22 protein-coding genes and 1 pseudogene are annotated in these 24,176 nt (G+C 60.9%); 10 read left to right on the forward strand and 13 right to left on the reverse strand.

The features are described from left to right. The first annotated feature begins 5 nt into the window (after positions 1-5). On the forward strand, positions 6-821 hold the full coding sequence (locus tag U6037_RS18530; protein ID WP_322844063.1) for a gamma-carboxygeranoyl-CoA hydratase: 816 nt from the start codon (positions 6-8) through the stop codon (positions 819-821). Beyond that, positions 821-2,770 (forward strand): acetyl/propionyl/methylcrotonyl-CoA carboxylase subunit alpha, encoded by a 1,950-nt coding sequence (locus U6037_RS18535; RefSeq protein WP_322844064.1) that lies wholly within the window; start codon positions 821-823, stop codon positions 2,768-2,770. Before U6037_RS18530 ends, U6037_RS18535 begins: the two co-directional genes overlap by 1 nt. Before the next feature lie 40 nt (positions 2,771-2,810). On the opposite strand, the gene U6037_RS18540 is transcribed toward U6037_RS18535, so the two are convergent. Further along, complete coding sequence (locus U6037_RS18540) at positions 2,811-3,470, reverse strand: LexA family protein (RefSeq protein ID WP_322844065.1); 660 nt, start codon at positions 3,468-3,470, stop codon at positions 2,811-2,813. Between the two features lie 130 nt (positions 3,471-3,600). Here U6037_RS18540 and U6037_RS18545 point away from each other — a divergent pair, with 130 nt between their 5' ends. From U6037_RS18545 to U6037_RS18555, 3 genes and pseudogenes are all read left to right on the forward strand, one after another. Beyond that, positions 3,601-3,939, forward strand: coding sequence for a DUF6124 family protein (locus U6037_RS18545; protein WP_116030176.1), 339 nt, complete (start codon positions 3,601-3,603; stop codon positions 3,937-3,939). 489 nt (positions 3,940-4,428) lie between these two features. Then, on the forward strand, positions 4,429-5,580 hold the full coding sequence (locus U6037_RS18550) for a M14-type cytosolic carboxypeptidase (RefSeq protein ID WP_322844066.1): 1,152 nt from the start codon (positions 4,429-4,431) through the stop codon (positions 5,578-5,580). Between the two features lie 48 nt (positions 5,581-5,628). Then, positions 5,629-6,093: pseudogene (locus U6037_RS18555) on the forward strand (hypothetical protein); the annotation flags it as partial. Here the strand turns inward: U6037_RS18555 and U6037_RS18560 are convergent. Together U6037_RS18560 and U6037_RS18565 are read right to left on the reverse strand one after the other, a co-directional pair. After that, positions 6,090-6,635 (reverse strand): cytochrome b, encoded by a 546-nt coding sequence (locus U6037_RS18560; RefSeq protein WP_322844067.1) that lies wholly within the window; start codon positions 6,633-6,635, stop codon positions 6,090-6,092. The pseudogene U6037_RS18555 and the gene U6037_RS18560 sit on opposite strands and share 4 nt — an antisense overlap. Beyond that, positions 6,632-7,738, reverse strand: a complete 1,107-nt coding sequence (locus U6037_RS18565) for a catalase family peroxidase (protein ID WP_322844068.1) — start codon at positions 7,736-7,738, stop codon at positions 6,632-6,634. The genes U6037_RS18560 and U6037_RS18565 overlap by 4 nt, the downstream gene beginning before the upstream one ends. A gap of 157 nt (positions 7,739-7,895) precedes the next feature. On the opposite strand from U6037_RS18565, the gene U6037_RS18570 reads away from it, so the two are divergent. Next, positions 7,896-8,402, forward strand: coding sequence for an RNA polymerase sigma factor (locus tag U6037_RS18570; protein WP_150652287.1), 507 nt, complete (start codon positions 7,896-7,898; stop codon positions 8,400-8,402). Next, a complete protein-coding gene (locus U6037_RS18575) occupies positions 8,399-9,154 on the forward strand; it encodes an anti-sigma factor (protein WP_322844069.1) in 756 nt (251 codons plus the stop codon). Before U6037_RS18570 ends, U6037_RS18575 begins: the two co-directional genes overlap by 4 nt. A gap of 125 nt (positions 9,155-9,279) precedes the next feature. On the opposite strand, the gene U6037_RS18580 is transcribed toward U6037_RS18575, so the two are convergent. From U6037_RS18580 to U6037_RS18610, 7 genes are all read right to left on the reverse strand, one after another. Next, entirely contained in the window at positions 9,280-10,251 is a 972-nt protein-coding gene (locus tag U6037_RS18580; protein WP_322844070.1) for a spore coat U domain-containing protein, read from the reverse strand. Beyond that, positions 10,248-12,605 carry a fimbria/pilus outer membrane usher protein gene (locus U6037_RS18585; protein WP_322844071.1) on the reverse strand — a complete coding sequence of 786 codons (2,358 nt, stop codon included), beginning with the start codon at positions 12,603-12,605 and terminating at the stop codon, positions 10,248-10,250. The genes U6037_RS18580 and U6037_RS18585 overlap by 4 nt, the downstream gene beginning before the upstream one ends. A gap of 79 nt (positions 12,606-12,684) precedes the next feature. Beyond that, positions 12,685-13,416 carry a molecular chaperone gene (locus tag U6037_RS18590; RefSeq protein WP_416221724.1) on the reverse strand — a complete coding sequence of 244 codons (732 nt, stop codon included), beginning with the start codon at positions 13,414-13,416 and terminating at the stop codon, positions 12,685-12,687. Between the two features lie 91 nt (positions 13,417-13,507). Next, positions 13,508-14,008, reverse strand: coding sequence for a spore coat U domain-containing protein (locus U6037_RS18595; RefSeq protein WP_122607800.1), 501 nt, complete (start codon positions 14,006-14,008; stop codon positions 13,508-13,510). 4 nt (positions 14,009-14,012) lie between these two features. Then, positions 14,013-14,549 (reverse strand): spore coat U domain-containing protein, encoded by a 537-nt coding sequence (locus U6037_RS18600; RefSeq protein ID WP_064389251.1) that lies wholly within the window; start codon positions 14,547-14,549, stop codon positions 14,013-14,015. A gap of 20 nt (positions 14,550-14,569) precedes the next feature. Further along, the gene (locus U6037_RS18605; protein WP_322844072.1) at positions 14,570-15,103 is read right to left on the reverse strand and encodes a spore coat U domain-containing protein; all 534 of its coding nucleotides are present in this window, start codon (positions 15,101-15,103) and stop codon (positions 14,570-14,572) included. Positions 15,104-15,204: 101 nt separating this feature from the next. Next, positions 15,205-15,708, reverse strand: a complete 504-nt coding sequence (locus U6037_RS18610; protein ID WP_416221725.1) for a spore coat U domain-containing protein — start codon at positions 15,706-15,708, stop codon at positions 15,205-15,207. A 304-nt stretch (positions 15,709-16,012) separates the two neighbouring features. Here U6037_RS18610 and zapE point away from each other — a divergent pair, with 304 nt between their 5' ends. Then, positions 16,013-17,143, forward strand: a complete 1,131-nt coding sequence (gene zapE, locus U6037_RS18615) for a cell division protein ZapE (protein WP_322844074.1) — start codon at positions 16,013-16,015, stop codon at positions 17,141-17,143. Positions 17,144-17,373: 230 nt separating this feature from the next. Further along, positions 17,374-18,687, forward strand: a complete 1,314-nt coding sequence (locus tag U6037_RS18620; protein ID WP_322844075.1) for a leucine-rich repeat-containing protein kinase family protein — start codon at positions 17,374-17,376, stop codon at positions 18,685-18,687. A 112-nt stretch (positions 18,688-18,799) separates the two neighbouring features. Here U6037_RS18620 and U6037_RS18625 read toward each other — a convergent pair whose 3' ends face one another. Further along, on the reverse strand, positions 18,800-19,504 hold the full coding sequence (locus tag U6037_RS18625) for a YebC/PmpR family DNA-binding transcriptional regulator (RefSeq protein WP_322844076.1): 705 nt from the start codon (positions 19,502-19,504) through the stop codon (positions 18,800-18,802). A gap of 221 nt (positions 19,505-19,725) precedes the next feature. Between U6037_RS18625 and U6037_RS18630 the strand changes: the two genes are divergently transcribed. After that, positions 19,726-21,123: a type VI secretion system Vgr family protein gene (locus tag U6037_RS18630; protein WP_322844077.1), complete on the forward strand. Its 1,398-nt coding sequence runs from the start codon at positions 19,726-19,728 to the stop codon at positions 21,121-21,123. 21 nt (positions 21,124-21,144) lie between these two features. Here U6037_RS18630 and U6037_RS18635 read toward each other — a convergent pair whose 3' ends face one another. Further along, positions 21,145-22,536: an FAD-dependent oxidoreductase gene (locus U6037_RS18635; RefSeq protein ID WP_322844078.1), complete on the reverse strand. Its 1,392-nt coding sequence runs from the start codon at positions 22,534-22,536 to the stop codon at positions 21,145-21,147. A gap of 72 nt (positions 22,537-22,608) precedes the next feature. After that, entirely contained in the window at positions 22,609-23,934 is a 1,326-nt protein-coding gene (locus U6037_RS18640) for an MFS transporter (protein WP_322844079.1), read from the reverse strand. Positions 23,935-24,176 lie beyond the last annotated feature (242 nt).

Genomic DNA, 24,176 nt, shown 5'->3' on the forward strand with positions numbered 1-24,176 from the left:
ATCTCATGAGTGATTTCAACACCCTCGAACTGCAAAGCGACCCACGCGGTTTCGCCACGCTGTGGCTCAACCGCGCGGAAAAGAACAACGCGTTCAACGCCGAGATGATCCGCGAGCTGATCCTCGCACTCGACAAGGTCGCCAGTGATGCCAGCCTGCGTTTCCTGCTGGTGCGTGGCCGTGGCAAGCACTTCAGCGCCGGCGCCGATCTGGCGTGGATGCAGCAATCGGCCGAACTCGATTACCACACCAATCTCGATGACGCCCGCGAACTCGCGGAGCTGATGTACAACCTCGCCAAGCTGAAAATCCCCACCGTGGCCGTGGTGCAGGGCGCGGCGTTTGGTGGCGCGCTGGGGTTGATCAGTTGCTGCGACATGGCGATTGGCGCCGATGACGCGCAATTCTGTCTGTCGGAGGTGCGTATTGGTCTGGCGCCGGCGGTGATCAGTCCGTTCGTGGTGCAAGCCATTGGCGAGCGCGCGGCGCGGCGCTATGCGCTGACCGCTGAACGTTTTGGCGGCCAACGCGCACGGGAAATCGGTTTGTTGTCCGAGAGCTATCCCGCCGCTGAACTTGATCAGCAAGTCGAACAGTGGATCAACAACCTGCTGCTCAACAGCCCCGCCGCGATGCGCGCCAGCAAGGATTTGCTGCGTGAAGTCGGTAACGGCGCGCTGACCCCCGCGCTGCGCCGCTACACCGAAAATGCCATCGCCCGCATTCGTGTCAGCCCGGAAGGCCAGGAAGGCTTGCGGGCCTTTCTGCAAAAACGTCCGCCGAGCTGGCAAGCCGCAACCACCACCAAGGAGCCGCATTGATGAGTGCACCTGTTCTCACCACCCTGCTGGTGGCCAACCGTGGTGAAATTGCTTGCCGCGTAATGCGCACCGCCAAAACGCTGGGCCTGACCACGGTCGCCGTGCACAGTGCCACCGACCGCGAGGCGCGACATAGCCGTGAGGCGGACATTCGCGTCGATCTTGGTGGCAGCAAAGCGGCCGACAGTTATCTGCAAATCGACAAACTGATCGCAGCGGCCAAGGCCAGTGGCGCGCAGGCGATTCATCCGGGTTACGGGTTTCTCTCGGAAAACGCCGGATTCGCTCGCGCCATCGAAGCCGCCGGGTTGATTTTCCTTGGCCCGCCGGCCTCGGCCATTGATGCGATGGGCAGCAAGTCCGCCGCCAAAGCGCTGATGGAAACTGCGGGCGTGCCACTGGTGCCGGGTTATCACGGCGAAGCGCAGGATCTCGAGACCTTCCGCGATGCCTGCGAACGCATCGGTTATCCGGTGCTGCTCAAAGCCACGGCCGGCGGTGGCGGCAAGGGCATGAAAGTCGTCGAGGATGTCAGCCAATTGGCCGAAGCCCTCGCCTCGGCTCAGCGTGAAGCGCAATCGTCGTTCGGCGATTCGCGGATGCTGGTGGAAAAATATCTGCTGAAACCGCGTCACGTGGAAATTCAGGTGTTTGCCGATCAGCATGGCAACTGCCTGTACCTCAATGAGCGTGACTGCTCGATTCAGCGCCGTCACCAGAAAGTCGTCGAAGAAGCGCCGGCACCGGGCCTGACGCCTGAACTGCGTCGCGCCATGGGCGAAGCGGCTGTGCGTTCGGCGCAAGCAATCGGCTATGTCGGCGCCGGTACGGTGGAGTTTTTGCTCGATGCCCGTGGCGAATTCTTCTTTATGGAGATGAACACGCGACTACAGGTCGAGCACCCTGTAACCGAGGCAATCACCGGGCTGGACCTGGTGGCGTGGCAGATTCGCGTCGCCCGTGGTGAAGCACTGCCGATCACCCAGGCGCAGGTGCCGTTGAACGGTCATGCGATTGAAGTGCGCTTGTACGCCGAAGACCCTGCGAATGACTTCCTGCCGGCGACCGGGCGTCTGGCGTTGTATCGCGAATCGGCTGAAGGGCTTGGGCGCCGGGTGGATAGCGGGGTCGAAGAAGGCGATGAAATTTCGCCGTTCTACGACCCGATGCTCGGCAAGCTGATTGCCTGGGGCGAGGATCGTGAGCAGGCTCGCCTGCGTCTGCTGAGCATGCTCGACGAATTCGCCATTGGCGGTTTGAAAACCAACATCAACTTTTTGCGGCGGATCATCGCGCACCCGGCGTTTGCGGCGGCGGAACTGGATACCGGATTTATTCCGCGCTATCAGGAGCAATTGCTGCCTGCCTCAGGCACGTTGAGCGATGCATTCTGGAGCGCGGCGGCTCAGGCGGTGGCGCAAAGTCTGCCGCAGCTAGCGCGCCAGGATGACCCTGCTTCGCCGTGGTCATTCAATAGTGGTTTACGTGCCGGTCTGCCACGGGAAATCACCCTGCATTTGAGTTGCGAGGGCCAGGATCGGGCATTGACGCTGAATGCCGCTGATCACGCGAGACTGTCCGGTGAAGCACTCATCGTCGAGCACGAGGGCGTTCGTCGTACGTTGCGTGCCATTCGTCAAGGCGATTCGCTGTACCTGCAATGGGAAGGCGAGTTGCGGCGCATCGAGACGTACGACCCGATCAGCGCCGTCGAAGCCAGCCACAGCCATCAGGGCGGTCTGACCGCACCGATGAACGGCAGCATTGTTCGCGTATTGGTCGAGGCAGGGCAATCGGTCGAGGCCGGTGCGCAACTGGTGGTGCTGGAAGCAATGAAGATGGAACACAGCATCCGTGCGCCGCATGCAGGGGTTATCAAAGCGCTGTATTGCCAGGAAGGCGAAATGGTCGGCGAAGGCAGCGCTTTGGTTGAACTGGAAGAAGTGTGAATATGAGGATCGATCCTACGCCTGGCGAGGATCGATCTGACTAGTAACGCGCCGTTGCCTGAACCACAACGCCGATGATTCGACACTCATCGGTCAGCAGGGCTTTCGGCCACGTCGGATTGAGCGGCACCAGGTAACGCTGGCCGCCCTGTTCGTCAAGTTTGCGAAAGATCGCTTCAGGGCTGTCCGGCCATTGGGCGATTACCAGTTTGCCGGGCACCGCCTCGGCCGCCGGATCAACCAGAATCAGCATGCCTTCGGCAATGCTCTGGCCACTGGGCGCGGTCATTGAATCTCCCGTCACCGTCAACCAGAACGCCGCGCCACGCGCGTGGTAATCCGTCAGTTCGAAACGCTGTTTGCCTGATGCCTTGGCGTAGGACGTAGCGTCGCTCTCACGCACCTCGCACGTCGTTTGCCAATCGCTGACCGGGTAACGGAAGTAAGGGTTGTACTTCTGCGCCAGCGGCATGTCGTCGTCAGGTGTTATTTGCGGTTCCCGGATCACCAGCACCACTTCGAGAAAATCCATGCCCAGTGCCTGCAGCACGCGGTTCATTTCCGTGATGCCGGGTTCGCGACGCTTGTTCAGCCAATGGCCGATCCCGCCCTGGGACATGCCGACGCGCTCTCCGAGCTCTGTTTGAGTGATTTTGAGTTCACTCATCTTGGCCTTGACCAACTCAATCCATTTATCCATGTGCAGCACCTTACGTGGACGCCTTCGGCCAGCAAAACACATATTGTAGTATTTAAATTCTGGTCACAACTACGCAGAGTACTATTCTGAAAGCACGGATTTTCAATCGACCAAGGAGTGCCTCTTCATCATGAATATCAGCAGCAAAGACTTGCCCGATCTGCAAATGGACACCACCTTCACCTCGCCTCAGGGCAATGCGGCGGCGCAGCGGGCACTGGACTATTACTTGAAACCAGCTGTGTCAGAACCGGCCGTCGACGAACGCTTTTTCGATGTCAGGCGTCATCTGAGCGGCGAAGAAGCCTTGGTGCATGCTTCGGATCTGTTGCGTTGTGCCGCAGCCACGGCCTTCAAGGCAGCGGAAAACCTGCAAGGCGCGAGTCGCGATCTGGCGTTTTCAGTGGTGCACATGGTTGATATGGCGCGGGCGATGGTCGACCATTCACTTGATGGCGATGAGGCCTGAGGAACGGGAGAGCGGACGGACGGGAAAGAATTTTCCAATCGCGCAGATAAAAACATTTGACTTGCAAATGATAATGATTATTATTGCATGCAGCTGGTCGCGAGATCAGTCGATGGACCAGAGACCTTAGGTCGGTCTTCTGGACTATCTCCTCATCAGGCTAATCACGGTTTTTGACCCGGCTTTTTGCCGGGTCTTTTTTTGCCCGTTTTTCGGGCTTATAGCTTCAGGCTAATGAAGTCTTCAGGTGTTGCAAATTCGATGGCGCGGATAATATCAAAAGAATATCGCTTGGCAAGCCGAGCCCGGCCACATTGGGGCAAACTAATGACAATTAGCACTTGAGAATCAATCGCACAGTCTCTAAGCTGCTTGCGCGTCATGGAGGACGCCCCCCGCCACACCCCGCCACACCCCGCAATTCCCCTCGGTTTCAGACCTGCCTGCGTGTAAAGTAACGGCCATAAAAATCATATTCAGGAATCGATTATGACCGTGGCCAAATCTTCGTTCGACATCAGCGCCAACTTCGACAGCGGCAACATCCAAGTCATCGACATCAGCAATCCGCTCAATCCGGTTCTGGCTATTCGCCCGGACACCCGCAGCGCCCACTTTCAGTGGTTCCACTTCAAGGCCAGCGGTCTGCATGTTCATCAGGAACACTGGTTTCGCCTGGTCAACGCCAGCCAGTCCTCCTATAACAAAGCCTGGACCGGCTATCAGGCAGTCGCTTCCTACGACCACGTCAACTGGTTCCGTATTCCGACCAGTTTTGAAGGTGACAGCCTGCGCTTTTGCCTCGAAGCCGAGCAAACCCACGCCTGGTTGGCCTATTTCGAACCTTACAGCCGTGGCCGTCACGACTGGCTGATCGATCAGGCATTGAGCAAGGCTGGCACTGAACTGCTGGCCACCGGCAAGAGCGTCGAAGGTCGTGATATTCAACTGCTGCGCAAAGGCACCGGCGCCGAAGGTCAGCGCAAAGTCTGGATCATTGCTCAACAGCATCCGGGCGAACACATGGCCGAGTGGTTCATGGAAGGCGTGATCGAACGCCTGGAAAGACACGACGATCCCGTGTTGAACAAACTGCTGGCCAGCGCTGATTTGTACCTGGTGCCGAACATGAACCCGGACGGTGCCTTCCACGGTCACCTGCGCACCAACGCGATGGGCCAGGACTTGAACCGCGCTTGGCAGAACGCCAGTCAGGAAGTCAGCCCCGAGGTACTTTTCGTACAGCAGCAAATGGAAAAGTATGGCGTCGATCTGTTCCTCGACGTGCATGGCGACGAAGAAATCCCCCACGTGTTCACCGCCGGTTGCGAAGGCAATCCGGGTTTCACGCCGCGAATCGAGAAGCTCGAAGAACATTTCCGCAGCCACCTGAAACACACCACCAAAGACTTCCAGACCAAGTACGGCTACACCCGCGACGAACCGGGCCAGGCCAACATGACGCTGGCGTGCAACAGCGTCGGGCAAAAATACGACTGCCTGTCGTTGACCCTGGAAATGCCATTCAAGGATCACGATGACCATCCTGACAAAGTCACCGGCTGGTCGGGCAAACGCTCGAAGCAATTGGGCAAAGACGTGCTGACAACCATCGCCGACATGGTTGATACCTTGCGCTGATCCCCTCCTCCGTCCCGCAAAAGATCGCAGCTTGTCTGCGATCTTTTGCGCGGGTGCGTAGTCGGTGTGGTGACCGGCGGCCATCGTGGCAGGAATTCTGTTGGCCCGCACGATCGCTGGCGGCATGGCCGATCTGGCCGGATGGCGTGCAATCTACTTTCTGTCAGCCGGGCTGACCCTGTTGATGGCAATGCTGCTGTTTCGCGTTCTGCCCAAGCATGCATTGCCACAACTGGCGACTGGCGACATCGCACTGATCGCTTCGGTTTTCCAACGCGCGATCCTCGCCCTGCTGACCTTCGCCAGCGCGATGGTGCTGTGGACGCCGGTTACATGCTGTTCTACTCGATCGGCAGCGCGCTGGGCTCAATCAGTTCGACCGCCATGTATGCGTGGGCCGGCTGGATCGGCGTGTGCCTGCTCGGCGCCGGCATCAACGGCGTGGCGCTGGCGCACTGGTGGCTGACCCTGAAAAGCGGCGCACCGGCACGATGCGCCACGCAAACGGGTTAACGGCGATCGCGACCACGCAACATGCTGTCGAGCACTTCGTCACGGCGGATCCAGCCATGAAACAGCGCCGCTGCCAGATGTAACAGCACCGTCAGGAACAGCAGATAGGCCAGATAGCCATGCGCCTTGCGCAGCAGCGCAAACAGCTGCGCGTCCGCCGGAACAATCGATGGCAACTGCAACGTTGTGCTGAGCATGACCGGCTCACCCGAAGCGCTGATCATCGCCCAGCCGAGCAATGGCAACACCAGCATCAGCGCATACAGGAGCAGATGCGAAGCCTTGGCTGCCAGCGCCTGCCAGTCCGGAAGATCGGCTGGCAACGGTGGCTGACGCGTGGTGAGCCGCACCAGCAAACGCACAATCACCAGCGCCAGTATCGCGATGCCCAGCGGCTTGTGCAGATGAATCAGCCATTCATGCCGCTCGGAAACCGAGGTGACCATACCTGCGCCGATAAACAGCATGGCAATGATCATCAGCGCCATCAGCCAATGCAGCAGCCGCGCCACCAGGGCGAAATGCGTCGGTTGAGTTCTCATGGACGAGCCTCCTGTTTGGCGGCGGGCAACTGGCTGACTTCGCTGGTGCGACGCAGGTAGGAATTGGCGTAACCGGCGGAACGGGCCGCGAGCAACGGGTCGTCGGAGCCCTGAATCCCTGCCGGCAGCACCAGCGGGTCGTAGTTGATATCACGGCATTCGCCGCTCAGTTGCGGCTGGGTTTTCTCCAGCACCAGCGTGCCGGCGTTCAACACTTTGCGCCCCTCAGGCCAGGTCTTGCTGGCGTCATTTACCGGGTCTTCAGGATTGGCCAAGGTGATGTTCAACTGAAAGCGCAGCGACCCTGCGGCCAAACGTTGCACCAGATCCTTCTCGAGAAAGTCGCCGCCCTCAGGCGCAGTGGCGCCCGCCGCATCCCGCGCCAACGGCGTCATGCTCCAGCGTACGGCCTGCTTTTTACCGCTGGCGTCGACCAGATAAAACGCATTGACGCTGTTGTAGGTTTCAGTGGCATAACTGGCCGACGGCTTGGCGGTTTTCACCCAGGTCAGGAACGGCACGGTTTCCGGGTGCGAGGCGAAGAACGCCGGGACCTTCGCCGGGTCAGGTTTACCAGTGGCCGGATCCGGCGACTGTGCCTGCTGCAATTGATAAAACGCTTCGGGCGTGCCGACCGGGAACACCGGCATGCTGTTCATCCCGGTGCGCCACTGCTGTCCATTGGCCTGAGTGAAACGCAGCGCCAGACTGCGGATCGGCACGCTGCTGTCCGGTGCATACGGATTTCCCGCCGGCAGCGCGAATCGACCGACCACCGGAGTCTGCGGCTCGTTGAACACCTGCGCGGTGGAAAACACCCGCGCCTCGCCACTGCTCTCGAAATGGCCGATCACGCAAACGCCTTTGGCATGGTTACGACGGAAGCCAGGGTGCACGCCGTTGTTCTTTTCCAGTACATCCACTAGCGCTTTTGGCGTCAGGCGTTGTGGGTCAAAGTTGCCATGCACGTAGGCAAACGCCCCGGCCACGGCAGCGACTACCACAGCAATGCCGCCCAGACGCAGCACCAGGTTTGCTGCACTTAGAGGTGGACGCTTTGGCCCGCCGGGCGGTGCGGTATCGGGTGATGAACGATCAACCATGAACGACTCCAGGGCCATCGGCCACGAGTAGGAAGAATCAGCAAGACGCACCCCGCGCGGATTTATTCCCCGGCTCGGTATTTATTTTTCCGAACGTGGAATAACCTCCAACGACGGACGTCTCCCTAGTCCACAGCGTAGTGACTAGCAGAATTTCATGAGCGAATTCGACGAACAGTTGAGAGAAATCATTCCCAGATTGCGCCGCTTTGCCGTGTCACTGACGCGCAACAGCAGCAGCGCCGACGATCTGGTACAGGCCAGCCTGGAGCGGGCGCTGTCGAGTTGGGGCGACAAACGCGCCGACGGCGACTTGCGCGCCTGGCTGTTTGCGATCCTCTATCGGCAGTTTCTCGATGCCCATCGCCGCTCGCGACGCTACGCACGGATGCTCGAGTTCTTCACTGGTCGCGACGATGCCGAACCCTCGGTGGAACGCACCGTGATCGCCCAGTCGACCCTGCAAGCCTTTGATCGCCTGCCCACCGAACAGCGCGCGCTGCTGCTGATGGTCTCGGTGGAAGGCCTTTCCTATAAAGAGGTCGCCGAGATTCTCGACGCCCCGATCGGCACCGTGATGTCGCGCCTGTCCCGTGCCCGCCAGGCCTTGCGCCAATTGAGCGACGGTGAAATCAGCAGCCCTTCTTTGCGGATACTCAAATGATCAGCCTGCCTCCCAATGAGCGTGACTTGCACGCCTATGTCGACCACCAACTCAGCGACGCCGACCGGCGGGTGCTGGAGACCTGGCTGGCCAGTCACCCGGATGAAGCGGCGCAGGTTCGCGCCTGGCAACAGGATGCCCAACAATTGCGCGCGGCACTCAGCGGTGCGCTGCAGCAACCGGCCAACCCGGCGCTTGATCCGGGCATGATCCGCCAGCGCCGCCAGCGTCAGTCACGTCGTCATCTGGCCAGCGCGGCGGTGTTGCTGATCGCGGTGAGCATCGGTGGCTTCAGTGGCTGGCAGGCTCGCGAGATAACCCTCGTGCGCCCTTCCATGTTGCCAATGACCGACGCTTTGCAGGCCTATCGCTTGATCGCCCAGCAAGGGATGCTGCCGGCCGATTACAAGGTCGACAATGACGGCGACATGCAACGCTGGCTCGACCGCTACTTCACCCAGGCCAGTCGCTTGCCTGACCTTAAGGCCGCTGGGTTTGAACCGGTCAGCGGACGCCTGCTCAGCACCGATGAAGGCCCGGCGGCGATGGTCATGTATGAGGATGGCAGCGGGCACAAAGTGAGTTTCTATGTGCGCCCGCCGGGGCCGAAGAACACCTTTTTGCCGCGCGGCAGCCGCAGTGATGGCGATTTGAAGGCCGAATACTGGTCGGGCGGTGGCTACAACTATGCAATGGTCAGCCCGGTTGATACGCCGGCAGCGCAGCAGCTCAAGCAATCGCTGCAATTCTGAAAACACCACTGTTCTATGTAGGAGCTGCGGCACGCTGTGATCTTTTGATCTTGTTCTTAAGGGCAAGATCAAAAGATCGCAGCCTCGTTTCACTCGACAGCTCCTACAAGGGTTCAGCGTCGGGCTCAGAAACCTACATCCAAAACCACATTGTCCAGATAAGTGCCCGCCGGCGGCGTGGTCTGGTCGGTGTAGATCTTCGCGTTGTAGTTGAAAATCTGGCTGCCCGTGCCCAAGCCATTCCCCGGATTGACCTCGGCATCGGTACTCGCCCGCCGCGCCGCGCCGACACTGCCCCAACGCGTGGTGCCGGCGCTTTTGAAAATGTCGTAGGCCAGATAGTTGCTCCCGGAAATCATCCGGCGCCGGCCACCGACACTCACCGCGTTCTGCCCGTCACTCAACCCCACGGTGTAAGCACTGCCTTTGGTGCAGGCCAGATTGATGGTCTGCCCGGTCACCGCCGTGAACGCGCTGACCACCGGCGCGCTGCCGAACGCGATGTTCGGCGCAGTAATCGTGCAGTCGTTGGACACGGTCAGATTCACCGTCAGCGAGGTCGTGCCGTTGGCGATATCGCGCCCGATGCAGATAGCGCCAATGCCGATTCCCGAGCAGTAATTCCAGTTCCAGAAAATGCTCAGGGTCTCGGTATACACCCCGGCCGCGACGTTGCTGCCGATGGTTGTACCGAGATAGAGCGGCACGGTTTTCGGCGTCGTACCGTTGAGCAGGCCCAGGGCATCGATGATGCCGTTGCGTGCAAAGTCATAGGCCGTGCCGCGCGTCAGCGGGTAACTGGTGCTGTTGTTGGCATAGATCGTGTAGCTGATGACATCGCCGGTCGGCCCGACCAGCCCGCCTTGCGTCGAAGACACAGTGCCCCAGAAGTGGTCGTTACTGGTCAGCAGCGACAGCAGCGAACCGGTGCAACTCAAACCCGCATTCAGTGTGGAACTGGGCTGCGAAGTCGTGCGCACAGCAATCGAACTGAGCATGCCGAACGCCGCCGGTGTGGTGCTGACCACCGAGCACGCGGCCTGTACCGCCCCCGGCAGCATCAGCGCCAGCGCCAATAGCCATCGCCTGAACATCATTGACACACCAACGGCCCAAGCAACGGCACCTGATCCTGATTCATATCGACGCTGAACTGCGCCCGACAGGTCTTGCCATCGGCCAGCGTGACCAACAGCGAGTTCTGCGCCTGCAGGTTTTCCAGATAGACCAGCCCGTCCCAGCCAACCACCGTCCGCGCGCCACTTTGCTCGTGCAGCACGCCCGCGCCCAGTGGCAACTCGCGTTGCTGCGCATCAACCAGCACGATGCTCGCGGCAATCACCCGGCTCAGCGGAAACTCCAGCAGATAACCGCTGCCTCGGCGCACGGCAATGCGCTGTTCGACGTTGGGGCTGCGCACGTTGGCCGGCAGGTTCAGAGGATCGATCTCATATTTGCCGCGGTAATACGCGCTGCTCCACGGCACCAGCAGATGCCCGTTCTTGTCGGTCTGACCGACCTGCTGGTTTTCGTAGCGCACCGGAATGTCGGCGAAGCCATCGGTGCTGACCACCACAAACGCGTCGTCGATACGGTTGGCAGCAAACACCTGACGGTCCATCCACACCAGCGAACCACTGGCGTCGGCCCAACGGGTTTCAGCGTCGGAAGTGCCATAGACACCGGCCTGCAACTGCACCGATTGCAGACGCCAGGTCACGTCGGCCTGACGATAATCGGCGCCATCACCCTTGGCGTAACCCAGATTGAACCCTACGCCGCCCTCAGTTGGCACCGCGCGACTGTAGTTGACCCGCTGCTGGCTCTGCCCGGTTTTGCTGCGTTCGGTGCTGATCGCCAGACTGCCGCGCAAGTCGAACGGAATCACCAGTTGCGCCTGCACGGCCCAGTTGCTGTCGCCGATTTCACGGTTGGCCGAGAGGTAGAAACTGCTGTTGCGCCACAGCGGTTTGCTCCAGCTGAGGTTGAGCAGACGCGTGCGCGAATCGTCCGCCGCGCGCACATCGAAATAGCCCGCGCCAAGGCTGCCCCAGCGATCGAGATTGAGGCTCAGGGTCGCCTGTTCGCTGCGCCGGCTCAGGCTGATGTAGGGGCTGTCGACCACGCTAAGGTCGGCGTATTGATCGTGGCGTTGCAAACGTTGGTAAGAAAAGCTGAAGCGCTGATTACTGTACTGATAACCCAGGCTGACCTGATGACCGCCCTCGCCGTCGAAACGGCTTTGGCTCAATGCACTGTTGAGCACGCCAAAATTGCCCAGTTGCCAATTGCCGCCGAGCCCGCCCAGTGTCAGCGAATCGGCCGCTTCGGCGTGGCTTTCCAGAGTAAAACTGTCGCTGACGCCATAACGCAGGCTGCCGGAGGTGACACCCGGCCCATAGTTGAAATCCTTCAAACCGTAGTCACGGCGCAACGTACCGGCGGCCACGGAAAAATCGCTCAAGCCTTTTTGCAGCAAGGTACTGGTGACATAGAACGGCACCGTGGTCGAGACCTGCCGACCGAGTGCATCGGTGGTCACGACGACGGCTTCGCCAGCACCGTTGATAAACGGGATGTTGGTCAGCGTGTAGGGTCCAGGTTGCAAATCTGCGCTGCTGGACTTGTAGCCATTGATAAACAGATCCACCGAGGACGGCACTGCTGCTTCACCGGCAAATTGCGGCAACGGATAGGTCACCAGATCCGGGCGCACGGCAAAATCCCGAGAGAACTGCACGCCGCCCAGACGCACCGAGCTGCTCCACGGCAACGCACCACTGATCACGTCACCGGCCTCGTAGGTGAGCATCCGCTCGTCATCAGAGTAACGCCAGGTGGTGTCGTAACGCAGGTAGCCATTGTCCAGCGTATTGAGTGAATCACCGGACAAGGTGCGCCGGTATTGCCCGGTGTTGGACAGCGTGCCCCAACTGTCGAACAAGCGTACTTCGTTCCACGCCGCCAGATAAGTGCCAGCATCGTCGGTGTCGTTGAGGTACAGGTCATAGTTGAACAGTGCGCCGAAACTGCTCAGCGCCGGAGTGCGCGGATAAGCCTGGCGGTTACCGATGAACTGTTCCGGCAGCCAGTCCGGCGGCACGTCCAGCAACAGGCGCTGACCGACACTGTCATAGTCACTGTGCAGCCCCGGCAGGCTGTCGAGATCGACCTCGGCGCCGAGATTATCCGGCAGTTTCATGCCGGTTTCGCGCAACGCCGTCGCCGGCACAAACAAGCGCCCGTCGCGCTGCTGCACTGCCACGACGCGTCCGGTATTCATCTGGTTGACCACCAGTTCCAGAAACAACTGTGCATCACTCACGGCCTCCATGCCGCTGGGTGGCGGCGGCAGATCGCCGGCCCCGGATGGTTGCACGAACATCAGGCAACACGCGCCGGTGATGAACCACAACGGACGCTGAATACGGCGAGCCAATCCCGGGCTCATACACGTTTTACGTCCGTCAATGGACTGAATCCTCCTGATACCGCTTTCGTCGACGCCAGTCATTGGCGCGACGACTCACTCACTTGGCCGGCGTAATGTTCTGCACCTGCGCCGCACCATTGACCCGCACCTGCAGCGCCGCCTCATTGGACAGTGCCGCCGGTGCCGGCCAGCGCATCACTGCGCCCGGCAGCACGTAACCCAACAGCCCTTCGGCCAACGGTTTGCTCTGCCCGGCCTGGTTGATTGCCACGTCGGTCAGCCGCGCATGCACCGCGCCCTGATTGCGCACTTCGACATAAGGCTTGCCATCCACCGCCACCGTGCGCCAGCTCAACTGCGGCAGGCCGATCCCCTTGGGGTCACGCGCCCGGGTGCTGTCCTCTTTGCTCCACAGTCCGACGCCATAGGCAAACAGCGGCACCGAGTAACGCATCTGGAAGCGGATCGCCGCAGCGGTTTTGCCACCGTCAGCGCTCGCCGATTGTGCGGAAGGAATTTCATCGATAATGATGCGGTAAGCCATTTCCTGCCCCGGCGGCACCTCTTTGGTCCGGGTCAGACGCACCAATTGTTTCTGCCCCGGTTCGATCTTCGCCACTGGCGGGCTACCGATCACTTCGCGCTGGTTCTGGTACTGCTCCACGAACCCGCTCTGGCTCCAGCCGAATACGCGGATCTGCAGATTGGCGGTTTCGTTGCCACGGTTTTCCAGCCACAACGCACTGGCCTGCTGATCGGCCTCCAGCACCGGATCAATCGGCCAGATCAGCACCGAACTTGCAGCGTGCACAGAATTCATCCCCAGCATGAGCAATGCCGCTATCGCGCAATGCTCAAGCGAACACCATGACGTGTAACACCGCATAGACCTGCTCCTTGTCGGCAATCCTGACTTCGCCTCACCACGACAGTTGCACCTGCAACACGTCGCTGTACGTCCCCCCAGGCTGATTGCCCGGCAATTGCACCTGACCGTAAATCGGCAGGCTGATGTTGTTCGCATCGCTGTAGGCCACCGCCACACTCTGGCCAATGCCCAGGCTTTGGCTGTACGCCGCATCGCGAAACAGCGCATACGCCACCCGCGCACTGCCGCTGTTGACCTGCATGTGCCGGCCGCTGTTGTTGTACTGGCCGCCATCGACACTCATGTTCAAGGTCACGCCCGGCGTACATTGCAACTGCACGCCCCCCGTCAACGCGACCTGCACAGTGCCGGTGGCCAGTGCCGAACGCGAACCGAAATTCAGCCCGCCATAGTTCGACACCCCGCCCACCACCAGACACCCGGCAGTGACCGTGGCGCTGACCTGAAAGCTCTGGCTCGTTGCCGCCGTCAGCGGCAGCGGCGCACTCCCCGCACAGAGCAGGAGCAGCGCGGCGCAGCCATGGCGGCGCATGGCATCAGAACGTCAGTTCAACAGCGACGGTGTCGGTGTAGGTCCCCGCCGGCAAACCGGCCTTGCCCACCGCCTGACCGTAAATGTTCACCGTCTGCGCAACGCCGGTGCTGGCGGCGAGGTTGATCGTCCCGTCGATCGCCAGCAGTTGCGAGTGCCCGGCATCGGTGTACAAGTCGTACGGCACGTAATTGGCGACCCCGTCGTACAACGCTCGCGTGCCCCCCGGCGACATGCCGTCATGGGAACCGGCGCGCACCTTGACCGTCGGCGTGGTGCCACTGGAACAGAGAATCGACAGCGCCCCGCCGCCACCGCCCAACACTTGCCCGGTGGCCGTGGTGAACAGGCTGTTGGCGGTGCCGAAGTTCAACGCACCGAAGTTCAGACCGGTCGAACCGCCAGCGCCGTTGACCTGGCAGCTGCTGATCAGAATCAGGCTGGAGGTGATCTGGCCGGTGACCGTGGTGGCGGCGTTGGCACTGGAAACCAGCGCCAGGCCGAGCAACGACAAACCTATCCTTGATGCAAACATACGCATGGTGTCCGTCCTCTACGGGGTTACCAGTCGAGCGTCACCGTCAGGGTGTCGGTATAGACCCCTGCCGGTACCGCGCGGGTATTCGCCACCACCGAGCCAAATACCGGGATGGGTATCCGCGCACCGCTGGTGACAGCGAAATTGTGTTGCTGGCCGATGCTGTAGCTCCGGGCGCCGGAGGGATCGACGAACAGCTGATAGGGAAGGGTCTGGCGGCCGTTGCTCAGACGCCGGGTATTGCCGTCGCCGTGGGTGCCGCCATCAATGGTGACGGTAAAACCGGTGACCGACGGATTGCAGGCAACATTGAGTTTGCCGCTGCTGTCACCGTCGAGACTGGCCTTGATCGGCGCATTCCAGGTCGGCCCCTGCAGGCCGAAATCGAGGGTGCCGAGGTCGCTGACCGGGCTGGCGGGATCGCTGGTGTTGGTGACTTCGCAGCCGGCAATCAGGATCAGCCGCGCATTGATCTGCCCGCTCATCCCCGCTTGGGCGTCGTCGGCGAGCAATACCAGCGCTCCTGCTGCGATCACCATCCAGTGCTTGCCTGTCATTGCGTCCGTCCCTGCTCCTTTTTGGTGACTCAACCACCGCGTTCAAGATCGAACGCCTTCCATGCACACCCGCATCCACCGGGTGCCTGTTGAAACCGTGATCACCAGCTGACCGTGACCTTGACCAGATCCGAGTAACGGCTGACCTGTGGCACTTCGGCCAGCCGCTCGATCCGCGCGTACAACGGTAATTCCACGGTGCCGCTGTCCGGCACCCGTCCGCTGACCGGCACATCCACCACCAGCGGCACCCGTCGCGCGGCGTCCTGATACAAGCGGTACGGAATCGGTTTGCTGCCGGTCGAACCGGCCATGTAGCGGACTTCCCCGACACCGCCATGCAAACCGCCGTCGACGCGCATCTGGTATGGCGTGTCCGGATTGCACTCCAGCCGTGGCAGGCGCTGATTGGTCAACGCCGCGCCCAATGGCCCGGTCGGGTCGTCAAGGCGCGCGGTGCTGCCGAAGTCGAGCACACCCAGTTGCTCGATGCCGGCCTCACGCTGCTGGCCGATCAACTGGCAGCCACGCTGCACATCGACGCGCACTTCGACCTGAAGATCCGCCGCATTGACGGGCGCAACGAGCACACCCAGCAGGCCCATGAGCACATGTACATTCACTGCACCGTTCCTTGTCAGCGACCGCTTGCGACGTCGTTTCTGTGATTGAGATTAGCAACGGTCGACGATTCCGCCAGTCGATTGGATCCATGGATCGCCCGGGATATGTTTCGAAAGGTTGGCAAGTGGTCGGGCCATGTCGCTAAAAATAGCTGTACGTGCCGCATAAGTTTGTTCAATAACCGCCCACTCTCGCCCCGTCCCAGTGGCTGGCCAGGTCGGCGTCTGGTTACACTGTGTCGCCGCGCTTCCGGGAGCCGGTTCTACGAACACGGAGACGCCCACAGTGCCAGCCCAACCGCCGAAACGATCGCGACTGACCCAGCGCTGGCCGGCGTTGCGCCGATGGTTGGGCAAGGGTTTGCCGGCCAGCGCCGGGCATGACGCCAGTGCCCAGTCGATCCGCGACTACTTCCGGCACAAGGCCAGCGGTCAGGGTTACACCCTCAGTCACAGCCAGCAGCGCGTCATCGAGTGCATGGCGCAGCAGGCCAGCCTGTTGTTTGGTGCAAGCGGCCGAACCGCGCCGAGTCTGTATCTGTTCGGCGCCGTCGGACGCGGCAAGAGCTGGTTGCTCGATGGTTTCTTTCATGCCCTGCCGATCACCCAGAAACGGCGCCTGCATTTCCATCAGTTTTTTGCGCAATTGCATCAAGGCATGTTCAGCCATCGCGCGCACGACGATGCTCTCGAAGCGACCCTCGACGAACTGCTGCAGGATTGTCGGGTGCTGTGTTTTGACGAGTTTCATGTGCATGACATCGGCGATGCCATGCTCATCACCCGGCTGTTCAAGGCATTGTTCAAACGGCGGATTCTGCTGCTGGTGACCTCCAACTATGCGCCTGAAGGCCTGCTGCCCAATCCGCTCTATCACGCTCGTTTCAAACCGGTGATTGAGCTGATCAATATGCACATGCAGGTGATGGAGGTCGGCGGCCCGCACGATTACCGCAGTCACACGCGCCACTCTGCGCAGCAGATTTTCACCCAGGGGCATTATGTGTGGCCGGCCACGCCCGCACAGCGCGCTGCGCTGGAGCTGCCGCCCGCAGACGCGCCAGCCATCAGGTTAGCGGTGGGCACCCGACAGTTTCAGGCGCGGTTGCATGAAGCGCGGCGTGTCGGTTTTACCTTCAGCGATCTGTGCGAACAGCCGACGGCGGTCATGGATTATCTGGAACTGTGTCGACGTTTCGACCGCTGGATCATTGATGGTCTGCCGGAACTGGGAGAGTGCTCGATCGCCGCCCAACAGCGCTTCATCAACCTGATCGACGTGCTATACGACCAGGACAAGCACCTGACGCTGCTCGGTCACCTGCCCTTGCGTGAAAGCCTCGACGGCCATGCCATTGACCTGGCGCGCACGCGCAGTCGCTTGGGGCAGTTGCAAGAGATGCACACCTGCGACTGACCACACCGGCCCTGTGGGAGCGAGCTTGCTCGCGAAAGCGGTTGAACAATCACCATGAATGTCGACTGACCCGACACCTTCGTCGGAACGCCGCCCGGAGCAAGCTCGCTCCCACAGGGTTTTGTGGCGTTTTCAACATGCAACTCAGGCCCAGAACCTGCTTTGCCGTTATCATGTCGCCCATCCTCAGCGCCCCAGCGTCGCTCCACTGATCAATAGCGAACACCAACATGCACACCCTTGCTCAATTACGCGCCGGCGAGTTGTCGGGCATCACGCGGCTGGATCTGTCTTGCGGACTGACCGAATTCCCGCGCGAGATTTTCGACCTGGCCGACAGTCTGGAAATCCTCAACCTCAGCGGCAACGCCCTGAGCAGTCTGCCGGATGACTTGCACCGTCTGACGCGCCTGCGTGTGCTGTTCTGTTCCGACAACCCGTTCACCGAACTGCCGGCCTGCCTCGGCCAATGCGCGGCATTGACGATGATCGGTTTCAGGGCCAATCGCATCGTCAACGTACCCGGTGCTGCCTTGCCGCCACAGCTGCGCTGGCTGATCCTGACCGACAACTGCATCGAGCACCTGCCGAACGAACTGGGTGAACGTCCTGCGCTGCAGAAGCTCATGCTGTCCGGCAACCGTCTGCAGACGCTGCCGCCATCGCTGAGCAAGTGCCATCGGCTGGAGCTGCTGCGCATTTCCGCCAACCGCCTGAGCGAACTGCCGCAGTGGCTGCTCGCCCTGCCGAGCCTGACCTGGCTGGCCTACGCCGGTAACCCGCTGGAAACCGAGGCGGATGCCGCCGCGCTGCAAGCGACGGCGCAAATCGACTGGTCGGCGCTAAGTCTGGAGCAACGCTTGGGTGAAGGCGCCTCGGGGGTGATTTCCCGGGCGAGCTGGCAGCGCGACGATGGCTCAGTGACGCCGGTCGCGGTGAAACTGTACAAAGGTGAAATGACCAGCGACGGCTCGCCGCTACACGAAATGAACGCCTGCATCACCGCAGGCCTGCATCCCAATCTGATCCGTATCGAAGGGCGCATCAGCGGCCATCCCGAGGGCCAGCAGGGGTTGGTGATGCAGCTGATCGATCCGTCGTTCGGCAACCTCGCCGATCTGCCAAGCCTGGCGTCTTGCTCGCGAGATGTTTACGCCGCTGATTGTCGATTCAGTGCCGAGGTTGCGCTGAACATTGCCAAAGGCATCGCTTCGGCAGCCGATCACTTGCACCAGCAAGGCATCACCCATGGCGACCTCTACGGGCACAACATTCTGTTGAACGAGCGCGGCGATTGCCTGCTCGGGGATTTTGGCGGGGCGTCGTTCCATGAAGTCGCCGACACAGTAGAAACGCGCGCGTTGCAACGCATCGAAGTGCGTGCGTTCGGAATTTTGCTCGGGGAATTGCTGGCGCGCATCGACTCGGGGTTGAGTGATGAGCGGCGTGCGGTGTTTGAAGAGCTGGAGCGGCGCTGCTGTCAGGCGGATGTGCTGGCGCGGCCGGGGTTCGGAGAGGTCATGAAGCAACTTGAAGATCTGTGACCGCTGCGCGGTCAATCGCTGGCAGGCTAGTTCCAACAGGAGATCTGTGGCGTTCACAAATCCCCTGTGGGAGCTAACCTGCCCGCGATGAGGCCATCACCGACGAAGGCGATCAGCCCGCCAGGCCGACAAACATATCCTGCACGTCATCGTGGTTGTCGAGGCCTTCGAGGAACGCTTCAACTTCAGCCATCTGCTCATCGTTCAAACCGCTGACCGGGTTCTTCGGCTGGTAACCCAGCTTGGCCGACAGCACGGTGAACCCTTGCTCTGGCAGTGCCTTCTGCACCGAGTCCAGATCGGTAGGATCGGTCAGAAACAGCGTCGCGCCGTCTTCGCCCGGTTCGAAATCCTGGGCACCGGCTTCGATCGCGGCCATTTCCGGATCGGCGTCCGGGGTTTCCGGCGAGGCTTCGATCATGCCGACGTGGTTGAAGTCCCAGGCCACGGAGCCGGAAGCGCCGAGTTGGCCCTTACGGAACGCCACGCGGATTTCGGCGACGGTACGGTTGATATTGTCGGTCACACACTCGACGATCAGCGGCACCTGGTGCGGGGCGAACCCTTCGTAGGTCACGCGATGGTATTGCACGGTTTCACCGAGCAAACCGGCGCCTTTCTTGATCGCGCGATCGAGGGTTTCTTTTGGCATCGAGGCTTTCTTGGCCTGTTCGACCACCAGACGCAGGTGTGCGTTGGTGGCGGTATCGGCACCGTTGCGGGCAGCGATGGTGATTTCCTTCACCAGTTTGCCGAAGATCTTGCCCTTGGCGTTGGATGCCGCTTCTTTGTGTTTAACCTTCCACTGTGCGCCCATTACTCACTCTCTTGATCTGTGGCGCCGAGACATCTATTGGCCGACGCGTGGCGCCAAGTTTATACGGCCTAAAGTCGGCAATCGACCAAAAAAATGCAACGCGGAATCGACATCTTCACCAGAGCTTGTAGGGCGATTCTGAAAAACGGCTTTGACATGACCATTCAGTGCTGTGGTTTCGTACCCTCTCAAGCCCGTATTGCCTGACAGAGCCTGTTCGAATGCTCAATGACAAGGAAAGTCCTTTTACCCTGACCCTGACCGACAGCGGCCTGAGCCTGCCGGTGCTGCGTTTTCAAGGCGAAGAAGCGCTCAACCAGCCTTACCGTTTCGACATCGAACTGATCGGCCTCGCGCCCGCCATGACGCCGGGTACATTCCTGCACCAACCGGCTTTTTTGCGTCTGGACGATCATCATGGGGTTCACGGCTTGATCGACAGTGCCAGTTGCGAACATCGCGGTACGCACCGGATCGGCTATCGACTGACGTTGGTGCCACGTTTGCAGAGGCTGGCCCAGCCGAGCAAGCGGCGTGTGTTTGTGCAATTGAGCGTGCCGCAGATTCTCCAGCGATTGCTCACGGAGAACGCCCTGCCCGGCGATGGCTACCGGATTGAAATGACTGTCGGCCATTACCCGGCCCGGCCGTTTTGCATCCAGTACGAAGAAAGCGATCTGGCGCTGCTGGACAGGCTTTGCGAAGAAGAAGGCATTCACTATCACTTCGAACACCGGGTCGACGGTCACGTTGTCGTGTTTGCCGATGACAGCCTGAGCCTGCCGCAAATGCCGGCGCTGCTGCCGTTCAAGGTGAGCGAGCAAACACCGTCACCGTGCGTCAGTGCGCTGTTCCAGCACCATCATGCTGCGCCCATCGCCACGCTGCATGCCGTGCGCAATCGAGGCCAGCAGGCAAGCGGTGACGATGCCGCCAACCACATCACGGCAACCGCCCTGCCGCCGATACTCTCCCTCGAACAACGTCACCACGAACAACGCAGCCGTCGACATCTGGAGAGGCAACGCGGTCAGCATCGGACGATCAACGGCCGCAGTGACCGGGTCGGTTTGCTCAGTGGGCATCTGCTGCAAGTGTCGGCGCATCCGGTCAGCCACTTCAATGAACAATGGCGGCTTACCGCCCTGCGCCATCACGGACAGCATCCGTCGATTCTTGACCCGACTCCAAACGCACACCGCTACCACAACGACTTCAGCGCCCAACCCTGGTCATCCGACTTTCGCCCGGCGCTCAGACAACCCCGGCCCAGCGTCGCCGGCTATCACCTGGCACGGGTGCTGGGACCTGCCGGGCAACCGGCGCAACTCGATGACCAGGGTCGAGTCGCCGTGCGACTGTGGCCTTCGGATACCGGGCACACGCTTGATCACCACGCGATCTGGCTGCCCATCGCCATGACCCGGACCCATCGCCGCATCGCGCCGGACGATTTGCCCTGTGCCGGCAGCGAAGTGTGGGTGAGTTTCCTCGACAGCGATCCGGACCGACCGATTCTGTGCCTGGGCAACTCCCGCAACCCTACGCCTCGCGAGCCACCGCCCGCGCGCGACAACAGCTTGTTGCTGGACTGGCTGTTCAATAGCGATGCCCGCTGACTCCCCAGTGGAGGTCATCAATTACCCTTTGTCAGCCTTGCCCGCCGCCGCGGCGAACTTCGCCAGACGCACATCCAGATGCCGAGGTCGCCGCCCGTGATCCTCGGCGCGTTCCTTGCGGCGGATGGCGTTGCGCACCATCAGTGAACCGAGGTAGCGGATCGGCTCCGGCGGAAAATAGCCCAGCGGCCCGTTGACCAGCGGCGAGCGCGTCCACGGGTTGTCCAGCCCCTGCACCAGCGAAGCAAGAATCTGCCCGCCCATATGACACGGGCCGACGCCGCTGCCCGAATAACCGAAACCGTAAAACACATTGCCCGCGCTGCTCATCTGGCCGAAGAACGGTAACCCGGTGACCGAGCGATCTGAGGGCCCGTTCCAGGTGGCATCGACTTTCACATCGGCAAACGCCGGGAAAAAGTCCGCGAGACTGTTTTTCAGCAGGCCGGCATACGGCGACGGCTGATCGAACACCGGCAGCATGCGCCCACCAAACGCGAAGGTATTGCCGCCCTTGCCGAGCATGATCCGACCGTCCGGGGTGTTGTGGTAGTAGTGCACGAAAATCCGCGAATCGAGCACAGTGACGCCGCTGGTCAAACCGATTTCCTGCAACAGCTCCGGACGCGGTTCGGTAATCAACATGTCGCTGGAGACAATCGCCACGCTGCGTTCGAACTGTGGGAAGGCACGGGCCATCCACGCATTCATCGCCAGCACCACGCGATCGGCGATCACCGTGCCATGCGGCGTCTGCAGGCGTGCCGGGCGCCCTTCTTCCAGTCCGGTCATCGCGGTGTTTTCGTGGATTTTCACGCCCAGTTGCAACGCTACACGGCGCAAGCCACGCACCAGTTTGCCCGGTTGCACGCTGGCCGCTGCCGGCGAGAACCAGCCTTCCAGGTGCTTGCTCGAACCGGCCATGCGCTGCACATCGGCGACCGGTCGCTGGCTGAACGAGTTGATGCCATTGCGCTCCAGCGCGGCGATCACCGCGTCGGTCGAACCGACCTGCGCGCGGTTGGTCGCGGTGTACAGCGTGCCGTCGAGGCGGTAATCGGCATCGACGCCGTAGTGTTCGCAGAACTCGCCGATCGCATGAATGCTGCGTTCCGATTCCTTGACCAGGCGTACCGCTTCCTCGACGCCAAACAGGCGCTCAAGGGTGAAATATTTCGCCGACCACGACAGCGCACATCCGCCATTACGCCCGCTGGCGCCGGCGCCGCAGATGTCCGCTTCGATCAGCAGCACATCGAGTTCGGGGTTCTGTTGCTTGAGCATGATTGCCGTCCACAACCCGGTGTAGCCGCCGCCGACGATGCACACATCGGTGCGTACTTCGCCGTGCAACGGTGGGCAGGTTTCCGAGGTGTCGGCCTGCAAAGCCTGCTCCAGCCAAAACGGTCTCATGGGGTTTCTCCAAGTCAGATGGCCACGACCCAGCCTGCCGCGAGCACCGCAGCAGGCCGCGAGGCAAGGGTTTCAGGAACGCAGGGGTTTGATCGTCAGCGGGCAATTGGGGATCGAGGCACGCGGTTCCATCACGCCAACCGGACGGCTGTTCCAGTGCGGAATCAGCACCAGCGCCGAGAACAGCGCGCAACCGGCGAAGACGATGAACACCGTCACCGAGTCGAAGTAACCCGGCAGCAAACCGCCAAGTACCGCACCGACCGAGCCGCAGCCGTTGACGAAACCGGCAGCGGTGGCGCCGGCCTTGGCTTTGCCGAAGTCGATCGCGGCGGCACCGCTGATCATCGAGTCCGGCCCGTACAAGGTCAGGCCCATGACGAACAGCAGCGCGACCACCAGCAAGACACTGCCGCTCTGCAACGCAGCCATGAACAGCGCCAGCGTCACGGTCAGCGCCAACAGGCTCAACACGCAGGCCGGCATGCGCCGGGCACCGAACAGTTTGTCCGAGGCCAGGCCGATCAGGATCGGCCCGAGCAATCCGGCCAGTTCGAACGAGGTGGGAATGATCGCCGCGCCGACCTTGCCGACACTGGGCATCTGTTCAAAGACAATCACCGGCCCCCACAACAGAATCGCGTAACGCGCCGGTTTCAGCATGAAATACGCCAGGCCCAGCACCAGCACCGTGCGGTTACGCAGGATTTCCTTCAAGGGTTCCCAGACGCTGAGTTTGCTGTTGGCTTCGGTTTCTTCTGCGGTCAGTTCCGGCTCCGGCTCTACCGCTGGCAAACCGACGTCTTCGGGCTTGTTGCGCTGGAAGATAAAGAACAACACCGCGACCACCGCAACCACTACCGCACTGGAAATGAACGCCGCGTGCCAGGTGCCCATCAAGGTATACGCCCACCAACCGGCGAACGGCGACGCCACCAGACCACCAAACGCATAGCAGGAACTCCATAACCCGAGCACCCGTCCGCGCTGTTGGGACGGGAAAAAACTGCCGAGGTTTTTGCACAACCCCGACCAGCCGGTGGACTGCGCCAGGCCCTGAATCAGCATGCATGTAGCGAAGATCGGCAACGTGGCGAAACTGCCCATCACCAGCGCCGCTGCGGCGGAAATCAGCAAACCGCCGAGCACCACGACCCGTGGGCCAAATCGGTCGGCGAGCATGCCCCAGGTGAACTGGCCGATGGCGTAAGCCGCCAGATAGATTGCATCGAGGTTGGCCATGGCCATCTTGTCGAGCATGAAAGTCGGGTCTTCAGCGATGCCCAGTTTGGCCACTGAAAAAGCTTTGCGGGTGAAGTAGAACGCGGCGTACGCCAGCCAGGTAATCGCGAAAATCTGCATGCGCCAACGCGCAATGGTGCCGATGTGCTTGTTCATGGTGGTTCTGACCTCAGGGTGTGAGTGTGCCGGCAGAATCGTTAAGAAAAACGCCTGTGTTTTTATTGTTGAGCACTGCGATATCGCTCTATCCCTCTGGCGATACCGGTCAGATGAGTCCTGCTGTTGCACGCACAGGCTCATGGCTCACCGCGCTGCCCGAGCGGGCAGTCAGCGATGGCGTGCGCCGATCAAAGCAATTACTGTTTAATAAATAAAATCGATTTATCGTATTTCACACA

It is taken from the genome of Pseudomonas sp. B33.4 (genome assembly GCF_034555375.1).
GTDB lineage: Bacteria > Pseudomonadota > Gammaproteobacteria > Pseudomonadales > Pseudomonadaceae > Aquipseudomonas.

What these genes read in the sequence shown, in the direction of transcription:
- U6037_RS18640 (WP_322844079.1), bottom strand. Translation starts at nt 23,934, where the DNA reads ATGAACAAGCACATCGGCACCATTGCGCGTTGGCGCATGCAGATTTTC.
- U6037_RS18635 (WP_322844078.1), bottom strand. Translation starts at nt 22,536, where the DNA reads ATGAGACCGTTTTGGCTGGAGCAGGCTTTGCAGGCCGACACCTCGGAA.
- U6037_RS18620 (WP_322844075.1), top strand. Translation starts at nt 17,374, where the DNA reads ATGCACACCCTTGCTCAATTACGCGCCGGCGAGTTGTCGGGCATCACG.
- U6037_RS18550 (WP_322844066.1), top strand. Translation starts at nt 4,429, where the DNA reads ATGACCGTGGCCAAATCTTCGTTCGACATCAGCGCCAACTTCGACAGC.
- U6037_RS18625 (WP_322844076.1), bottom strand. Translation starts at nt 19,504, where the DNA reads ATGGGCGCACAGTGGAAGGTTAAACACAAAGAAGCGGCATCCAACGCC.
- U6037_RS18530 (WP_322844063.1), top strand. Translation starts at nt 6, where the DNA reads ATGAGTGATTTCAACACCCTCGAACTGCAAAGCGACCCACGCGGTTTC.
- U6037_RS18560 (WP_322844067.1), bottom strand. Translation starts at nt 6,635, where the DNA reads ATGAGAACTCAACCGACGCATTTCGCCCTGGTGGCGCGGCTGCTGCAT.
- U6037_RS18540 (WP_322844065.1), bottom strand. Translation starts at nt 3,470, where the DNA reads ATGGATAAATGGATTGAGTTGGTCAAGGCCAAGATGAGTGAACTCAAA.
- U6037_RS18580 (WP_322844070.1), bottom strand. Translation starts at nt 10,251, where the DNA reads ATGATGTTCAGGCGATGGCTATTGGCGCTGGCGCTGATGCTGCCGGGG.
- U6037_RS18595 (WP_122607800.1), bottom strand. Translation starts at nt 14,008, where the DNA reads ATGCGCCGCCATGGCTGCGCCGCGCTGCTCCTGCTCTGTGCGGGGAGT.
- U6037_RS18570 (WP_150652287.1), top strand. Translation starts at nt 7,896, where the DNA reads ATGAGCGAATTCGACGAACAGTTGAGAGAAATCATTCCCAGATTGCGC.
- U6037_RS18630 (WP_322844077.1), top strand. Translation starts at nt 19,726, where the DNA reads ATGCTCAATGACAAGGAAAGTCCTTTTACCCTGACCCTGACCGACAGC.
- U6037_RS18600 (WP_064389251.1), bottom strand. Translation starts at nt 14,549, where the DNA reads ATGCGTATGTTTGCATCAAGGATAGGTTTGTCGTTGCTCGGCCTGGCG.
- U6037_RS18575 (WP_322844069.1), top strand. Translation starts at nt 8,399, where the DNA reads ATGATCAGCCTGCCTCCCAATGAGCGTGACTTGCACGCCTATGTCGAC.
- U6037_RS18605 (WP_322844072.1), bottom strand. Translation starts at nt 15,103, where the DNA reads ATGACAGGCAAGCACTGGATGGTGATCGCAGCAGGAGCGCTGGTATTG.
- U6037_RS18590 (WP_416221724.1), bottom strand. Translation starts at nt 13,416, where the DNA reads ATGCTGGGGATGAATTCTGTGCACGCTGCAAGTTCGGTGCTGATCTGG.
- U6037_RS18610 (WP_416221725.1), bottom strand. Translation starts at nt 15,708, where the DNA reads ATGGGCCTGCTGGGTGTGCTCGTTGCGCCCGTCAATGCGGCGGATCTT.
- U6037_RS18535 (WP_322844064.1), top strand. Translation starts at nt 821, where the DNA reads ATGAGTGCACCTGTTCTCACCACCCTGCTGGTGGCCAACCGTGGTGAA.
- U6037_RS18565 (WP_322844068.1), bottom strand. Translation starts at nt 7,738, where the DNA reads ATGGTTGATCGTTCATCACCCGATACCGCACCGCCCGGCGGGCCAAAG.
- U6037_RS18585 (WP_322844071.1), bottom strand. Translation starts at nt 12,605, where the DNA reads ATGAGCCCGGGATTGGCTCGCCGTATTCAGCGTCCGTTGTGGTTCATC.
- U6037_RS18545 (WP_116030176.1), top strand. Translation starts at nt 3,601, where the DNA reads ATGAATATCAGCAGCAAAGACTTGCCCGATCTGCAAATGGACACCACC.